Origin of the sequence: Thiohalocapsa marina, from assembly GCF_008632335.1 — a bacterium.
Lineage (GTDB): Bacteria > Pseudomonadota > Gammaproteobacteria > Chromatiales > Chromatiaceae > Thiohalocapsa > Thiohalocapsa marina.
The window spans coordinates 269,847-290,497 of record NZ_VWXX01000001.1 but is presented as its reverse complement, the minus strand read 5'-3'; the positions used below and the strand labels follow the sequence as shown (position 1 = coordinate 290,497).

The 20,651-nt window shown below is 66.5% G+C and carries 15 protein-coding genes, 2 tRNA genes and 1 pseudogene; 8 read left to right on the top strand and 10 right to left on the bottom strand.

Features of this window, described 5'->3' with window-relative positions:
- Positions 1-44: 44 nt before the first annotated feature.
- The 9 genes and pseudogenes from F2Q65_RS01320 to F2Q65_RS01280 form a co-directional block, all read right to left on the bottom strand.
- Positions 45-368 (bottom strand): annotated as a pseudogene (locus F2Q65_RS01320) (LexA family protein); the annotation flags it as partial.
- A 407-nt stretch (positions 369-775) separates the two neighbouring features.
- A tRNA-Lys gene (locus F2Q65_RS01315) sits at positions 776-851 on the bottom strand.
- Between the two features lie 131 nt (positions 852-982).
- Positions 983-1,073 (bottom strand) — tRNA-Ser (locus F2Q65_RS01310).
- Positions 1,074-1,372: 299 nt separating this feature from the next.
- A complete protein-coding gene (csrA, locus tag F2Q65_RS01305; protein ID WP_150089592.1) occupies positions 1,373-1,591 on the bottom strand; it encodes a carbon storage regulator CsrA in 219 nt (72 codons plus the stop codon).
- Between the two features lie 195 nt (positions 1,592-1,786).
- Positions 1,787-3,010, bottom strand: a complete 1,224-nt coding sequence (locus F2Q65_RS01300) for an aspartate kinase (RefSeq protein ID WP_150089590.1) — start codon at positions 3,008-3,010, stop codon at positions 1,787-1,789.
- Between the two features lie 29 nt (positions 3,011-3,039).
- Positions 3,040-5,640, bottom strand: a complete 2,601-nt coding sequence (alaS, locus tag F2Q65_RS01295; RefSeq protein WP_150089588.1) for an alanine--tRNA ligase — start codon at positions 5,638-5,640, stop codon at positions 3,040-3,042.
- An 87-nt stretch (positions 5,641-5,727) separates the two neighbouring features.
- Complete coding sequence (locus F2Q65_RS01290; protein WP_150089586.1) at positions 5,728-6,237, bottom strand: regulatory protein RecX; 510 nt, start codon at positions 6,235-6,237, stop codon at positions 5,728-5,730.
- A gap of 31 nt (positions 6,238-6,268) precedes the next feature.
- Positions 6,269-7,312, bottom strand: a complete 1,044-nt coding sequence (gene recA / locus F2Q65_RS01285) for a recombinase RecA (RefSeq protein WP_150089584.1) — start codon at positions 7,310-7,312, stop codon at positions 6,269-6,271.
- A 206-nt stretch (positions 7,313-7,518) separates the two neighbouring features.
- A complete protein-coding gene (locus F2Q65_RS01280; RefSeq protein ID WP_150089582.1) occupies positions 7,519-8,001 on the bottom strand; it encodes a CinA family protein in 483 nt (160 codons plus the stop codon).
- Between the two features lie 325 nt (positions 8,002-8,326).
- Between F2Q65_RS01280 and rimP the strand changes: the two genes are divergently transcribed.
- The 7 genes from rimP to pnp all read left to right on the top strand — a co-directional run bounded on the left by rimP (position 8,327) and on the right by pnp (position 17,136).
- On the top strand, positions 8,327-8,764 hold the full coding sequence (rimP, locus tag F2Q65_RS01275) for a ribosome maturation factor RimP (protein ID WP_386116444.1): 438 nt from the start codon (positions 8,327-8,329) through the stop codon (positions 8,762-8,764).
- 15 nt (positions 8,765-8,779) lie between these two features.
- The gene (gene nusA / locus F2Q65_RS01270) at positions 8,780-10,282 is read left to right on the top strand and encodes a transcription termination factor NusA (RefSeq protein WP_150089578.1); all 1,503 of its coding nucleotides are present in this window, start codon (positions 8,780-8,782) and stop codon (positions 10,280-10,282) included.
- A 15-nt stretch (positions 10,283-10,297) separates the two neighbouring features.
- Positions 10,298-13,102, top strand: coding sequence for a translation initiation factor IF-2 (infB, locus tag F2Q65_RS01265; RefSeq protein WP_150089576.1), 2,805 nt, complete (start codon positions 10,298-10,300; stop codon positions 13,100-13,102).
- Between the two features lie 28 nt (positions 13,103-13,130).
- Positions 13,131-13,577, top strand: coding sequence for a 30S ribosome-binding factor RbfA (gene rbfA, locus F2Q65_RS01260; RefSeq protein ID WP_150089574.1), 447 nt, complete (start codon positions 13,131-13,133; stop codon positions 13,575-13,577).
- 7 nt (positions 13,578-13,584) lie between these two features.
- Positions 13,585-14,535, top strand: a complete 951-nt coding sequence (gene truB / locus F2Q65_RS01255; RefSeq protein WP_150089572.1) for a tRNA pseudouridine(55) synthase TruB — start codon at positions 13,585-13,587, stop codon at positions 14,533-14,535.
- A gap of 125 nt (positions 14,536-14,660) precedes the next feature.
- Positions 14,661-14,930 (top strand): 30S ribosomal protein S15, encoded by a 270-nt coding sequence (gene rpsO / locus F2Q65_RS01250; protein ID WP_150089570.1) that lies wholly within the window; start codon positions 14,661-14,663, stop codon positions 14,928-14,930.
- Positions 14,931-15,030: 100 nt separating this feature from the next.
- Positions 15,031-17,136, top strand: a complete 2,106-nt coding sequence (gene pnp, locus F2Q65_RS01245; RefSeq protein WP_150089568.1) for a polyribonucleotide nucleotidyltransferase — start codon at positions 15,031-15,033, stop codon at positions 17,134-17,136.
- Between the two features lie 95 nt (positions 17,137-17,231).
- On the opposite strand, the gene F2Q65_RS01240 is transcribed toward pnp, so the two are convergent.
- Positions 17,232-17,933 (bottom strand): CerR family C-terminal domain-containing protein, encoded by a 702-nt coding sequence (locus F2Q65_RS01240; protein WP_170265433.1) that lies wholly within the window; start codon positions 17,931-17,933, stop codon positions 17,232-17,234.
- Positions 17,934-18,161: 228 nt separating this feature from the next.
- Here F2Q65_RS01240 and F2Q65_RS01235 point away from each other — a divergent pair, with 228 nt between their 5' ends.
- Positions 18,162-20,648, top strand: coding sequence for a penicillin-binding protein 1A (locus tag F2Q65_RS01235; protein ID WP_246155831.1), 2,487 nt, complete (start codon positions 18,162-18,164; stop codon positions 20,646-20,648).
- Positions 20,649-20,651 lie beyond the last annotated feature (3 nt).

Sequence of the window (20,651 nt, the reverse complement as noted above, 5' to 3'; positions counted from 1 at the left end):
AAGTCGAGCAACGCGACCATTGGCGCCTGGCGCAACTCCGGATTTCAGCCCTGGCGGATCACCCCGGCGACGATACCGAGGATCTGCAGCTCCTCATGCCGCAGATAGATCGGCTGCATGCTCGGATTGGCCGGCTGCAGCCGAATGCCGTCGGGCTCGACATAGAAGCGCTTGAGCGTCACCCGCTCGCCGTTGATCATCGCCACCACCGACTCCCCGTTGGCTGCGGTCTCGCGCCGCTCGACGATGATGATGTCCCCGTCCTGGATCTGGTCGTCGATCATGGAGTGACCGCGCACGCGCAGCGCATAGCTGTTCTTGACCACGCGCTTTCGCAGCAGATGCCGCGGGACGGTGACCGTCGCCTGTTCTTCGGGGATCTCGAATAGTTAGCTAGCGCTTATCTGACATCGCAGTGAGTGCGATATTGGGGCGCAGATTGTTCAGCCGCGGCATAAGCGGCTCTGTTCCGCGGCTAGGTAGAAGGCCCAGAGGCCTGGCAGCCTCGAAGGCCACCGTGCAGACGCATTGAGCCTTCACTCACCAAGGGCGACATTCGCTGGCCTGAGTCACTGAATCGGGTATGGCATATCCACGAATCGACCAGCCCACCCGGATTCAAGGTGGAGCGGATTGGACCTGGTCCCGCGTCGTCCGAGAAGATTCGAAGACAGCTTCCCCGCCTAGGCTCCGGCGAACGGCTACCATACGGCTACCGTTAACGAAGGAGCGGAGAGGGTGATCAAGATCGGAGGCGGTAAGTGACTGAATTAATTGGTGCGCCCTGATGGACTCGAACCATCGACCACCTGATTAAAAGTCAGATGCTCTACCAACTGAGCTAAGGGCGCAAGTTTTTGCTTTTCAAGGGTTGTGTCAGCCTCGCAACGATGGCTGATTGCTCGGCGTCTGCGTTGCGCTGGAGGACATGGGCCGACGGCCTGCGTTTCGTGTTGTTGGTCTGCCGCCTGTCCGTTGCAGATGGCGGAGAGGGAGGGATTCGAACCCTCGATGAGCTTTTAACCCATACTCCCTTAGCAGGGGAGCGCCTTCAGCCACTCGGCCACCTCTCCATCTGAAGTCGGTTATTGTAACAGGATATACCGGGTTCTAGTCCAGTGATTTCTTGTGATTCGTTGGGGCTGCCGTGGAGTGGCCTCGGCCCGGCCCGATCCAGACCGTCCCAGCCTTGTACGGCACGATCCAGTCGGCTTCGATGCTGGTGGCCGACTGTGGCCGACGGTACTGACGGCTGCTTCTGGCGCCGGGTTTCTGCAGCCGGGCAGGACGGCGATCGGCTGACAGCGGCCTGCCCAGCAGCGTTATGACCAGCCCCGGGTGCTGAGGTGTGGCCTGGTGGTTGTGCCTGCGGTCAGTCGTCGGTCGGGGTGTGCTCGTCGCTGCCGCCGGGCGCTGAGCCCTGTGCCTGCTCGCGCTTGATTCTTTCGTAGATCTCTTCGCGATGAACGGCGACATCGCGCGGTGCGTTCACGCCGATGCGGACCTGGTTTCCCTTGACCCCCAGTACGGTCACGGTCACTTCGTCGCCGATCATCAGGGTCTCACCGACCCGACGGGTAAGAATCAGCATTCTCTAATCTCCCTACATGTCCTTTTGACTCTGCAGCCTCTCTGACCGATTGCGTATCCCGACGATGGTCAACCCCGGATGGAGGACTGCGACCCGGGCAACTGGCGGCTCGTTCCTGCTGCCCCTGGGCGGAGTGTAGCAGCTAGATCCCGCGGTGTGCATCAACGGCTTGCACACCAAATGAGTGAATACACTTCAATCCGCGTTCGCCAGGTCGAAGGCCTCGTGCAAGGCGCGCACGCCGAGTTCCAGATAGCGTTCGTCCACCACCACCGAGATCTTGATCTCGGAGGTGGAGATCATGCGGATGTTGATGCCCTCGCGCGCCAAGGCCTCGAACATGCGCGTGGCAATACCTGCGTGGGATCGCATGCCGACGCCCACCAGGCTGATCTTGACGATCTTCTCGTCGCCCAGCACCTCGCGCGCCGACAGCGACTCCGCGGTGGCCCGCAGGATATCCATGGCCTTGGTGTAGTCGTTGCGATGCACGGTAAAGGTGAAGTCGGTGGTCTGCTCGTGCGCGGCAACGTTCTGCACGATCATATCCACCTCGATGTTGGCGTCGGAGATGGGTCCGAGGATCTTGTGCGCAACACCCGGCTGGTCAGGCACGCCCAGGATGGTGAGTTTGGCCTCGTCTTTGGCGAAGGCGATTCCGGCGATCTTGGCCTCTTCCACATTCTCCTCCTCGAACGAAATCAGCGTACCGCTGCCTTCCTGGAAGCTGGAAAGCACGCGTAATGGAACCTTGTATTTTCCGGCGAATTCGACCGAGCGGATCTGCAGCACCTTCGAGCCCAGGCTGGCCATCTCCAGCATCTCTTCGAAGGTGATGCGCGGCAGCTTGCGCGCCCGGGGCTCGATGCGCGGATCGGTGGTGTAGACCCCGTCGACGTCGGTGTAGATCTGGCACTCATCGGCGTTCAGTGCGGCGGCCATGGCGACCGCGGAGGTATCCGAGCCGCCGCGGCCCAGGGTGGTGATGTTGCCGTGCTCGTCGATGCCCTGGAATCCGGCCACCACGACGACGCGCCCGGCGTCCAGGTCCGCTTGCACCCGGGCGCCGGCGATATCGCGGATGCGCGCCTTGTTGTGAGCGCTGTCCGTCAGCACCTGAACCTGGGCCCCGGTGTAGGAGCGGGCAGGGCAGCCTAGGGCGTCGAGGGCCATGGCCAGCAGTGCGATGGTGACCTGCTCGCCGGTGGACAAAAGGACATCCAGTTCGCGGGGGGCGGGCGGCTGCTGGATGGCGCGGGCCAGCCCGATCAGCCGATCCGTCTCGCCGGACATGGCCGAGACCACCACCACGATGCGATCACCGCGGTCGCGGGCCTGCTTGACCTTTTCCGCCACGGCCTGGATGCGCTCGACGCTGCCGACCGAGGTGCCGCCATATTTTTGAACAATCAGTGCCATAGTGTCTCGCTGACTGGTGGTTGGTCTGTTCAGATGCGGTCCTGGACCCACTGATGGACAAGTTTCAGCGCCGCCGGAATGCCCGTCGGATCGCTGCCGCCGGCCTGGGCCATGTCCGGCCGGCCGCCGCCGCGCCCGCTCACCTGTTCGGCGGCGGACTTGACCAGGTCGCCGGCCTTGAAGCGATCGGTCAGGTCCTTGGTCACGCCGGCGATCAGGCTGACCTTGCCGGCGTCCTCGCTGGCCAGCAGCACGATGCCGGAGCCGATGCGGCCCTTGAGCTGGTCCAGGGTCTCGCGCAGCGACTTGGCATCGGCGCCGTCGATGCGCGCCGCCAACACCTTGACGCCGTTCACCTCCGCCACCTGCTCGATCAGGTCGCTGCCGGCGGCGCTGGCCAGCTTGGCCTTCAGCTGGTCGAGTTCCTTCTCCAGTCGGCGCGCGCGCTCGACCAGTTGCGCCACCTTGTCGTCGGCGTCCGCGGCGCCGCCCTTGACCAGCTCGGCAATGCGGTTGAGCCGGGACTCTTCGTCCTCGACCCAGGCCAAGGCTCGCTCGCCAGCCACCGCCTCGATGCGCCGGACACCGGAGCTGATGCCGCCCTCGGCGGTGATCTTGAACAGGCCGATGTCGCCCACGGCCCGCACATGGGTACCGCCGCAGAGCTCGGTGGAGAAGTCGCCCATGCGCAGCACCCGCACCTGGTCGGCGTACTTCTCGCCGAACAGCGCCATGGCGCCGGAGGCCTTGGCGTCCTCCAGATCCATGATGCGCGTCTCCACAGTGTGGTTCTCGCGGATCTCGTGGTTGACCAGACGCTCGATCTCGCGCAGTTGCCCGCGGCTGACGGGTTCGAAGTGGGAGAAGTCGAAGCGAAGCCGGTCGGCATTCACCAGTGAGCCCCGCTGCTGCACATGCTCCCCAAGAACCTGGCGCAGGGCCGCATGCAGCAGGTGGGTGGCCGAGTGATGCATGGCGGTGGCGTGTCGGCGCTCGGCGTCCACCCGTGCGTCCACCCGATCGCCCACTAGCAGTTCGCCGTCTGTGACGCGCCCCAGATGGCAGATCACGCCGTCGCCCTGCTTTTGGGTGTCGTCTACCGCAAAGCGCGCGGTCTGGCTGGTGAGCCAGCCCCGGTCGCCCGCCTGGCCGCCGGCTTCTGCGTAGAAGGGCGTGACATCGAGCACCACCAGACCGGTCTCGCCGGCGCCGAGCCGGTCGCGGGCGTCGCCGTCAACGTAGAGCGCCACCACGGTGCCCTGGCTCAGGGTCTCGTCGTAGCCGGTGAAGTCGGTCTCGCCCTCCACATCGATCTGCAGCCGGTCACCGGCGCCAAAGTGGCTGGCGGCACGGGCGCGTTCCTTCTGCGCCTGCATCTCGCGTTCGAAGCCGGCCATGTCCAGCGACAGGCCCCGCTCGCGGGCGATGTCGGCGGTGAGGTCCGACGGAAAGCCGTAGGTGTCATACAGTCGGAACACCGCGGCGCCGGGGATCTGCGTGCCCTCGAGCCCGGCGACAATGTCCTCGAAGATGCGCAGGCCCTGGTCCAGGGTGTCGGCGAAGCGCTCCTCTTCGGTCTTCAGTACCCGCTCGACATGGGCCTGTTTCGCCGCCAGTTCGGGGTAGGCCGCGCCCATCTGCGCCACCAGCGGCGCCACCAGACGATGGAAGAATGGTTGCTGCTGCCCGAGCTGGTAGCCGTGACGGATGGCGCGGCGAATGATGCGCCGCTGCACATAGCCGCGGCCCTCGTTGCCGGGGGTGACCCCGTCCACCACCAGAAAGGCGGCTGAGCGGATGTGGTCGGCAATGACGCGCAGCGACTTGCTGCGGCGGTCGTCGCAACCTGTGGCCTCGGCGGCGGCGGCGATCAGCGCCTGGAACAGGTCGATGTCGTAGTTGCTATGCACCCCCTGCATCACCGCCGCCAGACGCTCCAGCCCCATGCCCGTGTCTACCGAGGGGTGTGGCAGCGGGGTCAGCCGGCCGTCGGCATCGCGGTCGTACTGCATGAAGACCAGGTTCCAGATCTCTACGTAGCGGTCGCCGTCCTCGTCTGGTGAGCCCGGCGGTCCGCCGGGCACCTCAGGGCCGTGGTCGTAGAAGATCTCGGAGCAGGGGCCGCAGGGGCCGGTCTCACCCATGGACCAGAAGTTGTCCTTCTCGCCGCAGCGGGAGAAGCGTGCCGGGTCGACGCCGATCTCATCCAGCCAGATGGCCGCCGCCTCGTCGTCCTCGGTGTAGACGGTCACCCACAGCCGTTCTGTAGGGATTTCGAGCACCCGGGTCAGGAACTCCCAGGCGTAACCGATGGCCTCGCGCTTGAAGTAGTCGCCGAAGCTGAAATTGCCCAGCATCTCGAAAAAGGTGTGATGGCGGGCGGTGTAGCCGACGTTTTCCAGGTCGTTGTGCTTGCCGCCGGCGCGCACGCAGCGCTGGGAGGTTGCGGCGCGGCTATAGGGTCGCTTCTCGTTGCCGAGAAACACATCCTTGAACTGCACCATGCCGGCATTGGTGAACAGAAGGGTCGGATCATTGCCGGGCACCAGTGGGCTGCTCTCGACGATGCTGTGGCCGTGTTCGGCAAAGTAGTCGAGAAAGGCTTGGCGAAGCTCAACGCTGCTCTTCATGGGGGTCTGACTCACGCGATGGATCAGGGGTCGGAATGAACGAATACGGGGTGTGCGGCCGTGGCTGGATCGGGTGCCGGGTAAAGGCTAGCCGTCGTCGCCGAGGTAGCGCGCGATCAGGTACGACGGGAAGCCGCGGTACTCCAGAAAGCGCGCGCGCTTCGCTGCGGTGGCGCGATCGTCCCGGGCGGCAGGTCCGAACCGACGCTGGTGGGCCCGCGCCATCACGGCGAGCACCTGTGTGTCGTCCAGCATCAGGTGAGGGTCGATCTGCGCGTCGGAAAGGCCTTTCTCCCGCAGCTCGAAGCGGATGCGCACGGGGCCGAAGCCCTTGCCCAGGCGTTCGGCCACATAGGCCTCCGCCAGCCGCTGCTCGCTCAGCAGATCGTCCCGCTGCAGGTCGTCGAGCACCTGGCGCACGGCCTGCGGCGGATAGCCGCGCTGTTCCAGCTTGCGTTGCAGCTCCAGGCAGCTGTGCTCGCGGGTGGTCAGCAGCTTGATCGCACGGCTGCGGATCTCCAGGGCAAGGCTGTCATGACCCGGGAGGGCATCGCTGTCGAAAAGGCTTTTTTCGTCGGGTGCGGGGGGATCGACCATGGGTGCGAACGCGCGGGTCGCGGACAGCGGCTCAAGCGTCGCTGACGGTCGCGGCGCTGTCCGGTGCGGCTTCCGGCGCCTTCGGCTGGGGCAGCAGCACGGCGCGGATCCGGCTCTCGATCTCGGCGGCCATGTCCGGGTTCTCTTTCAGGAATCCGCGCACGTTGTCCTTGCCCTGGCCGATGCGGTTGCCGTCGTAGCTGTACCAGGCGCCGGACTTGTCGATGATGCCCTGCTGCACACCCAGGTCGATGATCTCGCCCTGTCGCGAGATGCCCTCGCCGTAAAGGATGTCGAAGGTGGTCTGCTTGAACGGCGGCGCCACCTTGTTCTTCACCACCTTCACCTTGGTCTCGTTGCCCACCACCTCGTCGCCCTTCTTGATGGCGCCGATGCGGCGGATGTCCAGGCGTACCGAGGAATAGAACTTGAGCGCGTTGCCGCCCGTGGTGGTTTCGGGCGAGCCGAACATGACGCCGATCTTCATGCGGATCTGGTTGATGAAGATGACGATGGCGTTGGAGCGCTTGATGTTGGCGGTCAGCTTGCGCAAGGCCTGGGACATCAGCCGCGCCTGCAGGCCGACGTGGGAGTCGCCCATCTCGCCCTCGATCTCGGCCTTGGGGGTCAGCGCCGCCACCGAGTCCACCACCACCAGGTCGACGGCACCGGAGCGCACCAGCATGTCGGTGATCTCGAGCGCCTGCTCGCCGGTGTCCGGCTGCGACACCAGTAGTTCGTCCATGTTGACGCCCAGCTTCTCGGCATAGACCGGGTCCAGCGCATGCTCGGCGTCGACGAAGGCAGCGGTGCCGCCGGCTTTTTGCACCTCGGAGACCACATGCAGGGTCAGGGTGGTCTTGCCGGAGGACTCCGGGCCGTAGATCTCCACCACGCGACCTCGCGGCAGGCCGCCGATACCCAGCGCGACGTCCAGTCCCAGCGAGCCAGTGGACACCGCCTCGATGTTGGGGATGGCACCGGCGTCGCCCATGCGCATCACCGAGCCCTTGCCGAACTGCTTCTCGATCTGCGTCAGCGCCGCCGCCAGTGCCTTCTTTCGGTTGTCGTCCATAGTCGCTCCTTGAAATGGTGGGCGCCGCCCTGGTGGCAGCTCGATTGGGCCGGGTTTGTCGTGACGGAATTATCTCACAGCAAACCTGCAGCGTCATACCCGGCTGCGGTGCACCAACGGCCTCGGGCCGGCGCCAGCCGGTGCAGCCGCGCATCCGGCAAGAGGGCGCAGCACAGGCGCGCTGAAGCGCCGCCGCTCCGGACCCGTCAGGACAGCAGTTCGAGGGCGCCGCGCAGGGCGTGCAGCACGCTCTGGCGGCGGATGGTCTCGCGGTCGCCGGTCAGGTGCAGGGTACCGACGCTGATCCGCTCGCCGAGTGCCCAGGCCAGGCAGACGGTGCCCACAGGCTTGTCCGGCGTGCCGCCGCCCGGGCCGGCGATGCCGCTGACCGCAATGGCCAGGTCGGCGCCGCTGCGCGCCAGGGCGCCCCGGGCCATCTCGCGCACCACGGGCTCGCTGACGGCGCCGTGCCGGGACAGGGTCTGCGCGGAAACGCCCAGTTCCTGCGTCTTTGCGGCGTTGCAGTAAGTGATGTAACCGCGTCCGAAGTAGCCGCTGCTGCCGGCGGTGTCGGTGATGCACTTGGCGATCCAGCCGCCGGTGCAGGACTCGGCCGTGGTCAGGGTCAGCCCTCGTTGCCGAAGGCGGCCGCCGAGGTCGGCGGCGAGTTGCGTCAGGGCGTCTGCCATGGGTAGCGGGCGTCGCGGCGTGAAACAGGCGAATTACCAAGATTGCAGCAGCTTGCCACGGCATTGTCAAAAAAAGGGCCCGAAAACAGCGGCGCTTTGCCGCACCGACCCTTGCATAGGCGTTAGGTTGCCGATAGACTTCCAGGGCTTAGGTGAAGCGCGTGATGAGTCCCGTGGATTGAATTTACGGTAGGACCCCCGATCGCGGGGTTTTTTTTGTTCATCCGCCGCCTGGCCGAACGGATCGGCATGGGCAGGCATCAACTGGGCCACTGGCCCATTTTTTGTTTCTATACAGACAATTATGCGAACGGTACAGGCATCGGTGGCGACGCTGGTGGCGTCGGTTGTCGAGCCGATGGGCTACGAACTGGTGGGCGTGGAGCAGGTGAGTCCTGGCGGGCGCGGGGCTGTTCTGCGCGTCTACATCGATCACGCGCGCGGCATCACGCTGGAAGACTGCGAGACGGTCAGCCGCCAGCTCAGCAGTGTGCTCGACGTCGAGGATCCCATCGCCGGTGAATACGACCTCGAGGTCTCTTCGCCGGGGCTGGATCGCCCGCTGTTCGACCTGACGCATTTTCAGCGCTTCAGCGGATCGCGCGCCAACATTCGTCTCGGCAGCAAGCTCGACGGCCGGCGTCGGTTCAGCGGAACGCTCGCCGGGATCGACGGCCGCAACGTCCTGCTCGACACCGACGAGGGGCGGGTGAGCTTGCCGTTCGATTCGATCGACAGCGCTCGACTCGAGCCGGAATTCTGATTGCGGATCACATGCATGAGTAAAGAAATTCTGTTGGTTGTCGAGGCTGTCTCGAACGAGAAAGACGTCGACAAAGAGATCATCTTCGAGGCCATGGAGGCGGCCCTCGCGTCGGCCACGCGCAAGAAGCACGGTGGCGACATCGAGGCGCGCGTGGCCATCAATCGCGACACCGGTGACTACGAGACCTTCCGCCGCTGGGAGATTGTCGAGGATACGGATGGCCAGCCGCTGGAGGCGCCGGAGCGCATGATCACCCTGTCGGCGGCCAAGGAGCTGGAGCCGGAGCTAGATCTGGGTGACTTCATCGAGGAGCCCATCGAGTCGGTGCTGTTCGGCCGCATCGCTGCGCAGACCGCCAAGCAGGTCATCGTGCAGAAGGTGCGCGAGGCCGAGCGGGCCAAGATCGTCGAGCTGTTCAAGGAGCGCGAGGGCGAGCTGATCACCGGCATTGTCAAGAAGGCCGAGCGCGGCACCATCGTGCTCGACCTGGGCAATAACGCCGAGGCCTTGGTGCCGCGGGATCAGGTGATCCCGCGCGAGAACGTCCGCCCCGGCGACCGTCTGCGCGGGCTGCTGTATGAGGTACGCTCCGAGCCCAAGGGGCCGCAGCTGTTCGTCAGCCGCACCGCACCGCGGTTGCTGATCGAGCTGTTCCGGCTCGAAGTGCCGGAGGTGGGCGAAGGCAACATCGAGATCGTCGCCGCGGCACGCGACCCGGGGCTGCGGGCCAAGATCGCGGTGCGCACCAAGGACCCCCGCATCGATCCCGTCGGCGCCTGCGTCGGCATGCGCGGCTCGCGGGTGCAGGCGGTGTCCAACGAGCTGAACGGCGAGCGGGTGGACATCATCCTCTGGGACGAGAACCCGGCCCAGTTCGTCATCAACGCCATGTCGCCGGCGGATGTGGTGTCCATCGTCATCGACGAGGACGCCGACAGCATGGATGTGGCGGTGAAGGAAGAAAATCTGTCCCAGGCCATCGGCCGCGGCGGTCAGAACGTGCGCCTCGCCAGCCAGCTCACCGGCTGGAACCTCAACGTCATGAGCGAGGAGGACGCCGCCGCCAAGAGCGAGGAAGAGGGCCGTCGGCTCGCCGCCAATTTCATGGAGCAACTGCAGGTGGACGAGGATGTCGCCGGGGTGCTCGTGGAAGAAGGCTTCACCACCATCGACGAGGTGGCCTATGTGCCAGAGGTGGAGCTGTCGGCCATCGCCGAGTTCGACGACGAGCTGGTGGCGACCCTGCGCGAGCGGGCCAAGGACGCGCTGGTGACGCGGGCCATCGCCAACGAGGAAACCCTCGACGCGGTCCCGTCCGACGACCTGCTGGCGATGGACGGAATGGACGAGGCATTGGCCTACGCGCTGGCGCGCCGGGGCATTGCGACCATGGATGACCTGGCCGAGCAGTCGGTGGACGAACTGCTGGCGTTCGAAAACATGGATGAGGAGCGCGCCGCCCATCTGATCATGAAGGCGCGCGAGCCCTGGTTCGCCGAGTCGGAGCAGGACTAGCTTGCGGAGGTGTCTATGAGTAGTGATGTCACTGTTAAACAGCTTGCGTCGACCGTGGGGATCCCGGTCGAACGGCTTTTGTCTCAGCTGAAGGAGGCGGGGATCGACGTCACCGGCGCCGACGCGACCATTACCGAGCAGGAAAAGCTGCAGCTGCTCGGCTATCTGCGGCGCAGTCACGGCAAGAAAGAGCCGGACGAGTCCGAGGCGGCGCCCCAGCGGGTGACCCTCAAGCGCAAGACCGTGGGCGAACTGCGCCAGCCCCAGGCGGCACCGCGCACCGGTGCGGCCAGCCGACCGACCGTCGGCAGTCGGGCGCCGGCCCCGCGGGCGGCGAAGACCGTGAATGTCGAGGTGCGGCGCAAGCGGACCTATGTGCGGCGCGAAGAGGCGCAGCCTGCCGCCGCCACACCGCCCCGACCGGACCAGCGCCCAGGCCAGCGTTCGGACCAGCGAACAGACGCACGACCGGCGCAGCGCCAGGGCCCTGCAGCGCGCTCCACCCGGCCGCTGCTGGATGAGCAGCGCCGTCGTGCCGAGCTCGAGGAGCGGCGGGCGGAGGAAGATGCCCGGCGGCTGGCCGAGCAGGAAGCGCAGGAGCGCCAGCGCCGCGAGGACGAGGCCCGCCGCCGCGCCGAGGACGAGGCCCGTCGTCGGGCGGAGGAACAGGCGCGGGCGAAGCAGGCCGAGGAAGCGGCCGCTCGCGCTGCCATGGCCGCGGAGACCGAGGCCGAGGCTGGCCCTGAGGCGGGAGCTGAGCCGGCAACCCTGGTCGCTGGCGAATCCGCCGAGGCGGAGCAGAAGGAGCAGGAGCGCCAGCGCAAGCACGCCAAGAAACACCCCGAAAAGCCGGATCGCGACGACCTGGGCAAGGACAAGGCGGCAAAGAAGGGCGGCCGCAAGGAACCCGCCCGCGGCAAGCGCGCCGGTGCCTCCGACTACGAGGAAGAGACCAGCGGCGTGGATGTCATCAGCCGTCCCGCGGCACGCCGTCGGCGCAAGGCGTCGAAACCGCAACTGCAGGACAAGCACGGCTTCCAGCGGCCCACCGCGCCACTGGTGCGCGAGGTCGAGGTGCCGGAGTCCATCACCGTCGCCGAGCTGGCAGCGCGCATGTCCGTGAAGGCGGCCGAGGTGGTCAAGGAATTGTTCAAGCAGGGTGTGATGGTCACCATCAACCAGACGCTGGACCGCGACACAGCGATGATCCTGGTGGAGGAGATGGGCCACAAGCCTGTCGAGGCCAAGACCCGTGACGCCGAAGACAACCTGATGAGCCTGCTGGAGGCGGAGACCGGCCAGGCCGAACACAGGCCGAGGCCGCCGGTGGTCACCATCATGGGCCACGTCGACCACGGCAAGACCTCGCTGCTGGACTACATCCGCCGCGCCAAGGTCGCCGCCGGCGAGGCAGGCGGCATCACCCAGCATATCGGCGCCTACCACGTCGACACCGACAAGGGCACCATCTCGTTCCTCGACACCCCCGGCCATGCCGCGTTCTCTGCCATGCGCGCCCGTGGCGCCAAGGCGACGGACATCGTCATCCTGGTGGTGGCCGCGGATGACGGCGTGATGCCGCAGACCGTCGAGGCGATCCAGCATGCGCGCGCCTCCGGCGTGCCCATCGTCGTGGCCGTGAACAAGATGGACAAGCCGGACGCCAATCCGGACCGCGTCATGCAGGAGCTGACCCAGCACGAGATCGTGCCCGAGGAGTGGGGCGGCGAGACGATGCTGGTGAAGGTGTCCGCCAAGACCGGCGACGGCATCGACGACCTGCTGGACGCCGTACTGCTGCAGGCCGAGGTGCTGGAACTGAGCGCGCCGGTGGACAGCGCCGCCCATGGCACCATCGTCGAGTCCAGTGTCGAGAAGGGCCGCGGACCCGTGGCCACGGTGCTGGTCCAGTCCGGCACCCTGCGGCTCGGCGACACCATCGTCAGCGGCTGCGAGTACGGCCGCGTGCGCGCCATGTTCGACGAGGCCGGCCGCGCGGTGAAGCAGGCGGGTCCGTCGATCCCGGTACAGGTGCTCGGCCTGTCCGGCGCGCCCAACGCGGGCGATGATGTCATCGCCGTCGCCGACGAGCGCAAGGCCCGCGAGGTGGCGGAACTGCGCCAGGAGCGTGAGCGCCAGACGCGCATGGACGAGCAGCGCGCGGCCAACCTGGATCAGCTCTTCTCCCAGCTCAAGGAGGGCGAGCTGAAGAGCGTCAACCTGATCCTGAAGGCCGACGTGCAGGGCAGCGTCGAGGCGCTGAAGGACGCCTTGGTGAAGCTCTCCAACGACGAGGTCAAGGTCAACGTGGTCGCCTCCAGCGTCGGCGGCATCACCGAGTCCGATGCCAACCTGGCGGTCACCTCCAACGCCATCATGCTGGGCTTCAACGTGCGCGCCGATGCCGCCGCCCGGCGGGTGGTGGAGGAGCGCGGCCTGGATCTGCGCTACTACTCCATCATCTACGAGCTCATCGACGACGTGAAACAGGCCATCTCCGGTCTGCTCAGCCCCATCGTCACCGAGGAGATCATCGGTCTGGCCCAGGTGCGCGATGTATTCCGCTCGTCCAAGTTCGGCGCCATTGCCGGCTGCATGGTCACCGAGGGCCTGATCAAGCGCAATAACCCGATCCGCGTGCTGCGCGACAACGTGGTCATCTACGAGGGTGCGTTGGAGTCGCTGCGGCGGTTCAAGGATGACGTGGCGGAGGTCAAGGCCGGCACCGAGTGCGGTATCGGCGTGAAGAACTATAACGACGTGCAGCCCGGTGATCAGATCGAGGTGTTCGAGCGCACCGAGCGGGCGCGCCAGCTGTGAGGCCGCCGCAGTCACTGGGGTGGGGCGCATGAGCCGCGTCGGCGGGCGCGACTTCGACCGCAGCGAGCGCATCGGCGCCGAGCTGCTGCGCGAGCTGACGCTGATCCTGCGCGGTGGAGTCAAAGACCCGCGCCTGGGCGAGATCACCTTGCAGGAGGTACGCGTCAGCCGCGACCTGTCCCATGCGAAGGTCTACTTCACCTGCTTTCCGCTGGACGACTGCGGCCCCGGGCAGCAACGCCTGCTCAATGGTACCCTCGCCGGCTATCTGCGGGCTCAGCTGGCGCGCCGGGTGCGACTGCGCACGGTGCCCCAGTTGCACTTCGTGCACGATGACTCGGTGCTCGATGGCGAGCGGCTCTCCGCACTGATCGAGCAGGCTGTTGCGGACACCCACGGCGATGACGCCGATTCCCCTGCCGGTGATGGCGAAGCACCGGCGTCGGGCAGTCAGCCGACCCGAACACACAACTAAGGCAACTATGGCAAGGCGACGCAAACAGGGCCGGAACGTCAACGGCATTCTGCTGCTGGACAAGCCCAGCGGCATCTCTTCCAATCACGCATTGCAGCGGGTCAAGCGCCTGTACAAGGCCGCCAAAGCCGGCCATACCGGTAGCCTCGATCCCCTGGCCACCGGCCTGCTGCCGCTGTGCCTTGGCTACACCACCAAGTTCTCCGCCTTTCTGCTGGACGCCGACAAGCGCTACCGCGTGACAGTGCGGCTGGGGGTCAGGACCAGCACCGCCGATGCCGAGGGCGAGGTGGTGGAGACCGCCCCCACCGATGGCGTGACCGAGGCGGCGCTGCGTGACATCCTGGCAGACTTCACCGGCAGCATCGAGCAGTTGCCGCCGATGTACTCCGCGGTCAAGCACCAGGGCGAGCGGCTGTACAAGCTGGCCCGCGAGGGCAAGGAAGTGGAGCGCACGCCGCGCACCATCCAGATCCACGCGCTGGACCTGCTGCGTTTCGACCTGCCGGACGTCGAACTCGACGTGCACTGCTCCAAGGGCACCTACGTGCGCACCCTGGCGGAAGACATCGGCGCCCGGCTGGGCTGCGGCGGTCATGTCGCCGCGCTGCGCCGCACCGGTGTCGGTCCCTATGTGGAAGGGCAGACGACGTTCGTGACCATGGAGCAGGTGGAGGCGGCCGCCGAGGCCGTCGCCGCTGCCGAGGCGGAGTCCGGTCAGGCGCCGGACTTCCGCGCCATGGACGCCATGCTGCTGCCGCTGGATTCCGCCCTGGACCACTGCCCGGCACTGAAACTGTCCGCCGATGCGGCCTTCTACCTCGGCCAGGGGCAGCCGGTGCTGGTGCCCCAGTCGCCGACGGAAGGCATGGTCCGGCTGTATGATCCGTCCGGGCACTTCGTCGGCGTCGGCGTGATCCTGGACGACGGGCGGGTGCAGCCGAAACGCCTTTTGTAACAGACTTTTCATAACCGGTTTCTTTCCGGTCCGGTCCGCCCTGAGGTCATTGTTGGGGCGGCCCCGACGACTCGGTTGTCGCTCGGCATCGGACCATCATCAACGCTCAACAGAGGAGCCAGACAATGACCATGACCGCAGAAGAGAAACGTCAGATCATCGAGGAGCACGGCCGAGGCACCAACGACACCGGCTCTCCGGAAGTTCAGGTGGCCTTGCTGACCGCCCGTATCAAGCAGCTGACCGGGCATTTCGCCGAGCACAAGCACGACCACCATTCCCGTCGTGGCCTGGTGCGCATGGTCAATTCGCGGCGCAAGCTGCTCGACTACCTGAAGCGCAAGGACCTGGACCGTTATCGCGCACTGATCCAGACCCTCGGACTCCGTCGCTGACGGGTCCCTGGCCGATCGGCGGATTGGCGGCCCCAAGCCGCTGCCGCCGGTCGGCCATCGTCGCCTCCCTCCCCGTGGACCCAGATAGAGGACCCAGCACGTGACTCCCATCCGCAAGACCTTTCAATACGGCGATCACACCGTCACGCTGGAGACCGGCGAGATTGCTCGCCAGGCCGACGGCGCCGTGTTGGTCAATGTCGACGACACCGTTGTGCTCGTCACCGTCGTCATCGACAAGCGCGCGACGGAGATGAAGGACTTCCTGCCGCTGACCGTCGACTACCAGGAAAAGACCTATGCCGCCGGCCGCATTCCCGGCGGCTTCTTCCGTCGCGAGGGACGCCCGAGCGAGACCGAGATCCTCACCTCGCGCCTGATCGACCGACCGATCCGGCCGCTGTTTGCCGATGGCTTCGGCCGCGAGGTCCAGCTGATTGCCACGGTCAAGTCGCTGAACCCGGCGGTCAATCCCGAGGTGCCGGCCATGATCGGCGCGTCCGCCGCCCTGGCCATCTCCGGTGCGCCCTTCAACGGCCCCATCGGCGCTGCCCGGGTCGGTTACAAGAACGGCGAGTACCAGCTGAACCCGGCCGTGGTCGGGCTGAATCCGGACAGCGATCTGGACCTGATCGTCGCCGGTACCGAGAACGCCGTGCTGATGGTGGAGTCGGAGGCCCGCGGCCTGTCCGAAGAGGTGATGCTCGGTGCAGTGCTGTTCGGCCATCAGCAGATGCAGGTGGTGATCCAGGCCATCCGCGAGCTGGCCGCCGAGGTCAACACGCCGCCGCTGGCCTGGGCCCCGCCGGAGCACGACCCGGAGATCGACGTCGCCGTGGCCGCCGCCGCGGAGAGTCGGCTCGGCGAAGCCTACCGCATCAAGGAGAAGATGGAGCGCTACAAGGCCCTGGACGCCATCCGCAAGGAGCTGTTCGACAGCCTGGCCGGCGAGGACTCCTCCTGGCCCCAGCCGCAGGTCTACGCCGCGGTGGAAAAGCTGGAGAAGAAGATCGTCCGCAGCCGCATCCTGTCCGGCGAGCCCCGCATCGATGGGCGCGACGGCAAGACGGTGCGTCCCATCAGCATCCGCACCGGGGTGCTGCCCCGCGCCCACGGCTCGGCGCTGTTCACCCGTGGCGAGACCCAGGCCCTGGTGGTCACCACCCTGGGTACCGAGCGTGATTCGCAGATCATCGACGCGCTGGAAGGCGAGCGGCGCGAGCCCTTCATGCTGCACTACAACTTCCCGCCCTTCTGCGTTGGCGAACTGGGCCGGGTCGGCAGTCCCAAGCGCCGCGAGATCGGTCATGGCCGTCTGGCCAAGCGTGGCGTGCTCGCCGCCATGCCTGGGCTCGATGCCTTCCCGTACTCGGTGCGCGTGGTCTCAGAGATCACCGAATCCAACGGCTCCAGCTCCATGGCCAGCGTCTGCGGCACTAGCCTGTCGCTGATGGATGCCGGCGTGCCGGTCAAGGGGCCGGTGGCGGGTGTCGCCATGGGCCTGATCAAGGAGGGCGACCAGTACGCGGTGCTGACGGACATCATGGGCGACGAGGACCACCTGGGCGACATGGACTTCAAGGTGGCCGGCACCGCCGAGGGCATCAACGCCCTGCAGATGGACATCAAGATCGAGGGCATCACCAAGGAGATCATGGAGACCGCGCTGGCCCAGGCCAGGGACGGTCGGCTGCACATCCTGGGCGAGATGAACAAGGTCATCGACACCCATCGCGCCGAGATGTCCGAGCATGCCCCGCGCATCATCGAGTTCAAGATCCATCCGGAGAAGATTCGCGACGTCATCGGCAAGGGCGGCTCCACCATCCGCTCCATCACCGAAGAGACCGGCGCCACGGTAGACATCAACGACGACGGCGTAGTCAAGATCTTCTCGGTGCAGAAGTCCGCCGGCGAGGAGGCCAAGAAGCGCATCCGGCTCATCACCGCCGATGTGGAGGTGGGCAAGATCTACGAGGGCAAGGTGGCCCGACTGATGGACTTCGGTGCCTTCGTCACCATCCTGCCGGGGCGTGACGGCCTTGTGCACATCTCGCAGATCTGCGAAGAACGTGTGCAGAGCGTCAGCGACAAACTGAAGGAAGGCGATATCGTCAAGGTCAAGGTGCTGGAGGTGGACAAGCAGGGCCGTATCCGGCTCAGCATGAAGGCTATCACCGACGAAGAGCGACTGGCGACCAACTGACCGCCGCGTCTGCCGGCAAGTGAAAAAGGGGCCTTCAGGGCCCCTTTTTTTTGGTCACCATCCAGCCGGGTTGGTCGCAATCCTGGCGACCAGCCTCAACAGCCGTGATCGGCGGCCTCGTCCGAGTCCTGCTCCCGGTGCGCGTGGGCCTGCACCACCTGCTGGATGCCGCCCAGGGAGAATTGCCAGATCTGCTCCACCAGCGCGTCGATGCGTTCCGGCACCGGGGCGCGGTCGGGATGCAGCCGGGCGATGATCGGGCCGGCATGATAGTAGTACAGCACCTGGCCGGCGACGCTGGCGGCGCAGTCGATGGTGATCTCGTCGTCGGGCCGACGGCCGATCAGGGCGGCGATGATGTCGTAGAGTTCATGCGCATCCGGCTCCAGGTGCTCGGTGACGATACGGTCCAGCACCTCGCTCGGGGTGGCCATCTCGGACAGGTAGATGGTGCTGAGCTGGACCTGCTGCTGGGCGTCGACGCCGCAGAAGAAGATCTCCTCGAACAAGGCGCGGATGTAGACCCGCAGGCGCTCCTCCGGCGGCGCCTCGGCCGGCAGAAACGGCGTGCGGCCGTTGCGCAGGGTCCGAAACAGGGTATCGTAGATGGCCTCGTACAGACGGCGCTTGTCGCCGAAGTGATAATGCACCGCCGCCACGTTGGCATCGGCCCGGCTGCAGATCTCGCGGATGGTAGCGGCCTCGTAGCCAAACTCGGCGAATACCTCGATGGCCGCCTGCAGCAGCCGATCGCGGGTGTTCTGTTCACCCGCGGGGGCCATGTCTTTGTCAGTCACTGTCTGATACCGGTTCATTCGCAATGTGGCGTAGTGTATACCCAACACCGGCTGCGTCCGAACCCGACCGTGCGCAAGACCACGCAAAAGACCACGCACAAGACTAGGCACAGGCGACCTTGCTAGACCATGACCAGGCGACGAAGCGCACGGACCGCATCCGGAAATGGTCGGCGGGAAGCTCTGACGGCCCGGGGAGATCGAGCGTCGCCGGCGCATCACGACCGGGTGGGCCCTGTTCTGGACAATTCCCTGCGCCATCATCCGCACCATCACCCAGAGCATCACCACCACCGCCGGTGGGGCCTGTTCGCCCTGTTCGACTGGTTCGCCCGCCTGGTGGCCACGCCGCTGGCGGTGCCGCTGGACCTGGCGATGCTGGGGCTCATCGGCGCCTCCGTCATCATCCACACGGCCGTGCAAGACTTGCCGGACACCGATACGCTGCTGGAGGTGAAGTTCGAGGAGCCGCTGCGGATCTATACGGCGGACGGCTCGCTAATGGGGGAATTCGGCGTGCAACGCCGCCGAGCAGTGGCCTTCGACGCCATCCCGCCGGATCTGGTCAATGCCTTCCTGGCGGCGGAGGACAGCCGCTTTTTCGACCACATCGGCTTCGATCCCGTGGGCCTGGCCCGGGCGACCTATGCCGTTATCCGCAGCGGCACGCCGAGCCAGGGCGGCAGCACCATCACCATGCAGGTGGCGCGCAATTTCTTTCTCACGCCGGAGAAGACCTTCCAGCGCAAGCTCTCGGAGATCCTGCTGGCGATGCGCATGGAGGCGACGCTGAGCAAGACCCAGATCCTGGAGCTGTACCTCAACAAGATCTTCTTCGGCCACCGCGCCTACGGCGTCTCCACCGCCGCAGAGCTGTACTACAACAAGACCCTGTACGACCTGACCCTGGCGGAGATGGCCACCCTGGCGGGGCTGCCCAAGGCGCCCTCGGCCAACAACCCGCTGTCCAACCCCGAGCGCGCGCTGGAGCGACGCAACTACATCCTCGACCGGATGCTGGCGCTGGGCTACATCGATGCCGAACGGCACGCGACGGCGCGGGCCGCTGCGCCCACGGCGCTGCCCTACCAACCGCCGATCGCCTTCCGCGCCGGCTATGTGGCTGAGATGGCGCGACAGGAGGTGGTACGCCGCTTCGGCGATGAGCAGGCCTACAGCCTGGGGCTACGGGTCATCACCACCCTGGACGAGCGACTGCAGCAGTCCGCCGACGCCGCCCTGCGCCAGGCGCTGACGGACTACAACCAGCGCCACGGCTATCACGGCGCCGAGGCGCAGCTGGCGGACATCGCCGGTTGGGGCCAATCCGCCCTGGACGCCGATCTGCAGCAGCGCCCGGATGTGCCAGGTCTCCCGGTGGGGATCGTCACCGCCGTGGATGCCCAGACGGCGGAGGTCTATCTCGGCGACGGCCGCAGCGAGCGCCTGCAGCTGTCCCAGGTGGAGCACCTGCGGCGCTACAGGACGGAGAACCGGCGCGGTCCAAGGCCCCGGCGCGTCAGTGATGTGGTGACGGCGGGGGACGTGGTGCGACTGCGGCAGGCGACGGACGGGCGTTGGCTGTTGACCCAGGTCCCCACCGTCGGCGGCGCGCTGGTGGCCTTGCAGCCGGAGGACGGCGCCATCCGCGCGTTGTCCGGCGGCTACGCGTTCGAGTGGTCCAAGTTCAACCGGGCGGCGGATGCCCGGCGGCAACCGGGCTCGACCTTCAAGCCCTTCGTCTATGCCGCGGGCCTCGGCAAGGGCTACACACCGGCCAGCCTGGTACGGGACGAGCCCCAGGTGTTCGGCGACTGGGCGCCGCGGAATGCCGACGACAAGCACCTGGGGCCCATCCGCATCCGCGTGGCGCTGACCCGGTCACGCAACCTGGCCACGGTGAATCTCATCGACCGCATGGGCGTGGACTACACCCGTGAATTCGTCCAGCGGTTCGGCTTCCGCGCTGACGATGTACCGCCCAACTACAGCCTGGCCCTGGGCAGCGGCGCCACCACGCCGGTGCAACTGGCCGCCGCCTACGGTGTCTTCGCCAACGGCGGCTACCGGATCGAGCCCTATCTGATCCAGCGCATCGAGGACGTGCAGGGCCGGCTGTTGTTCGAGGCCGATCCACCCCGGGCCTGCGTCTCCTGCTGGTTGCAGGCTATCGAAGGCCAGGCCCGGGTGTACCCGGTGGGCGCGTCGGACGATCCCGACGCCGAGCAGGTGCTGGACCCGCGCATCGTCTACAACATGGACTCGATGCTGCGCAACGTGATCACCGCCGGCACCGCCACCCGCGCCAGGCAACTCAAGCGCGATGACATCGCCGGCAAGACCGGCACCACCAACGAGGCCCGGGACTCCTGGTTTGCCGGCTATGTGCCGGCACTGGTGGCAGTGGCCTGGATGGGCATGGACGACAATCGCCCCCTGGGCCGCGGCGAGTGGGGTGGAACGGCGGCCCTGGGCATGTGGATCGATTTCATGCGCGATGCCCTCGTCGGCATCCCCGTCGCCGAGATCCGACGCCCCGACGGCCTGGTCTCGGTGCGCATCGACGCCAACACCGGCCAGCCGCGCAGGGACGGCGAGATCCTGGAATACATCCGCACGGAATATCAGCTGGACACCCAGGGGCCCGATCCCATCGCCTACGCCCGCGATCCGGGCGACCGGACCGCCCCCAGGATGATGGATGAGCTGTTCTGAGTC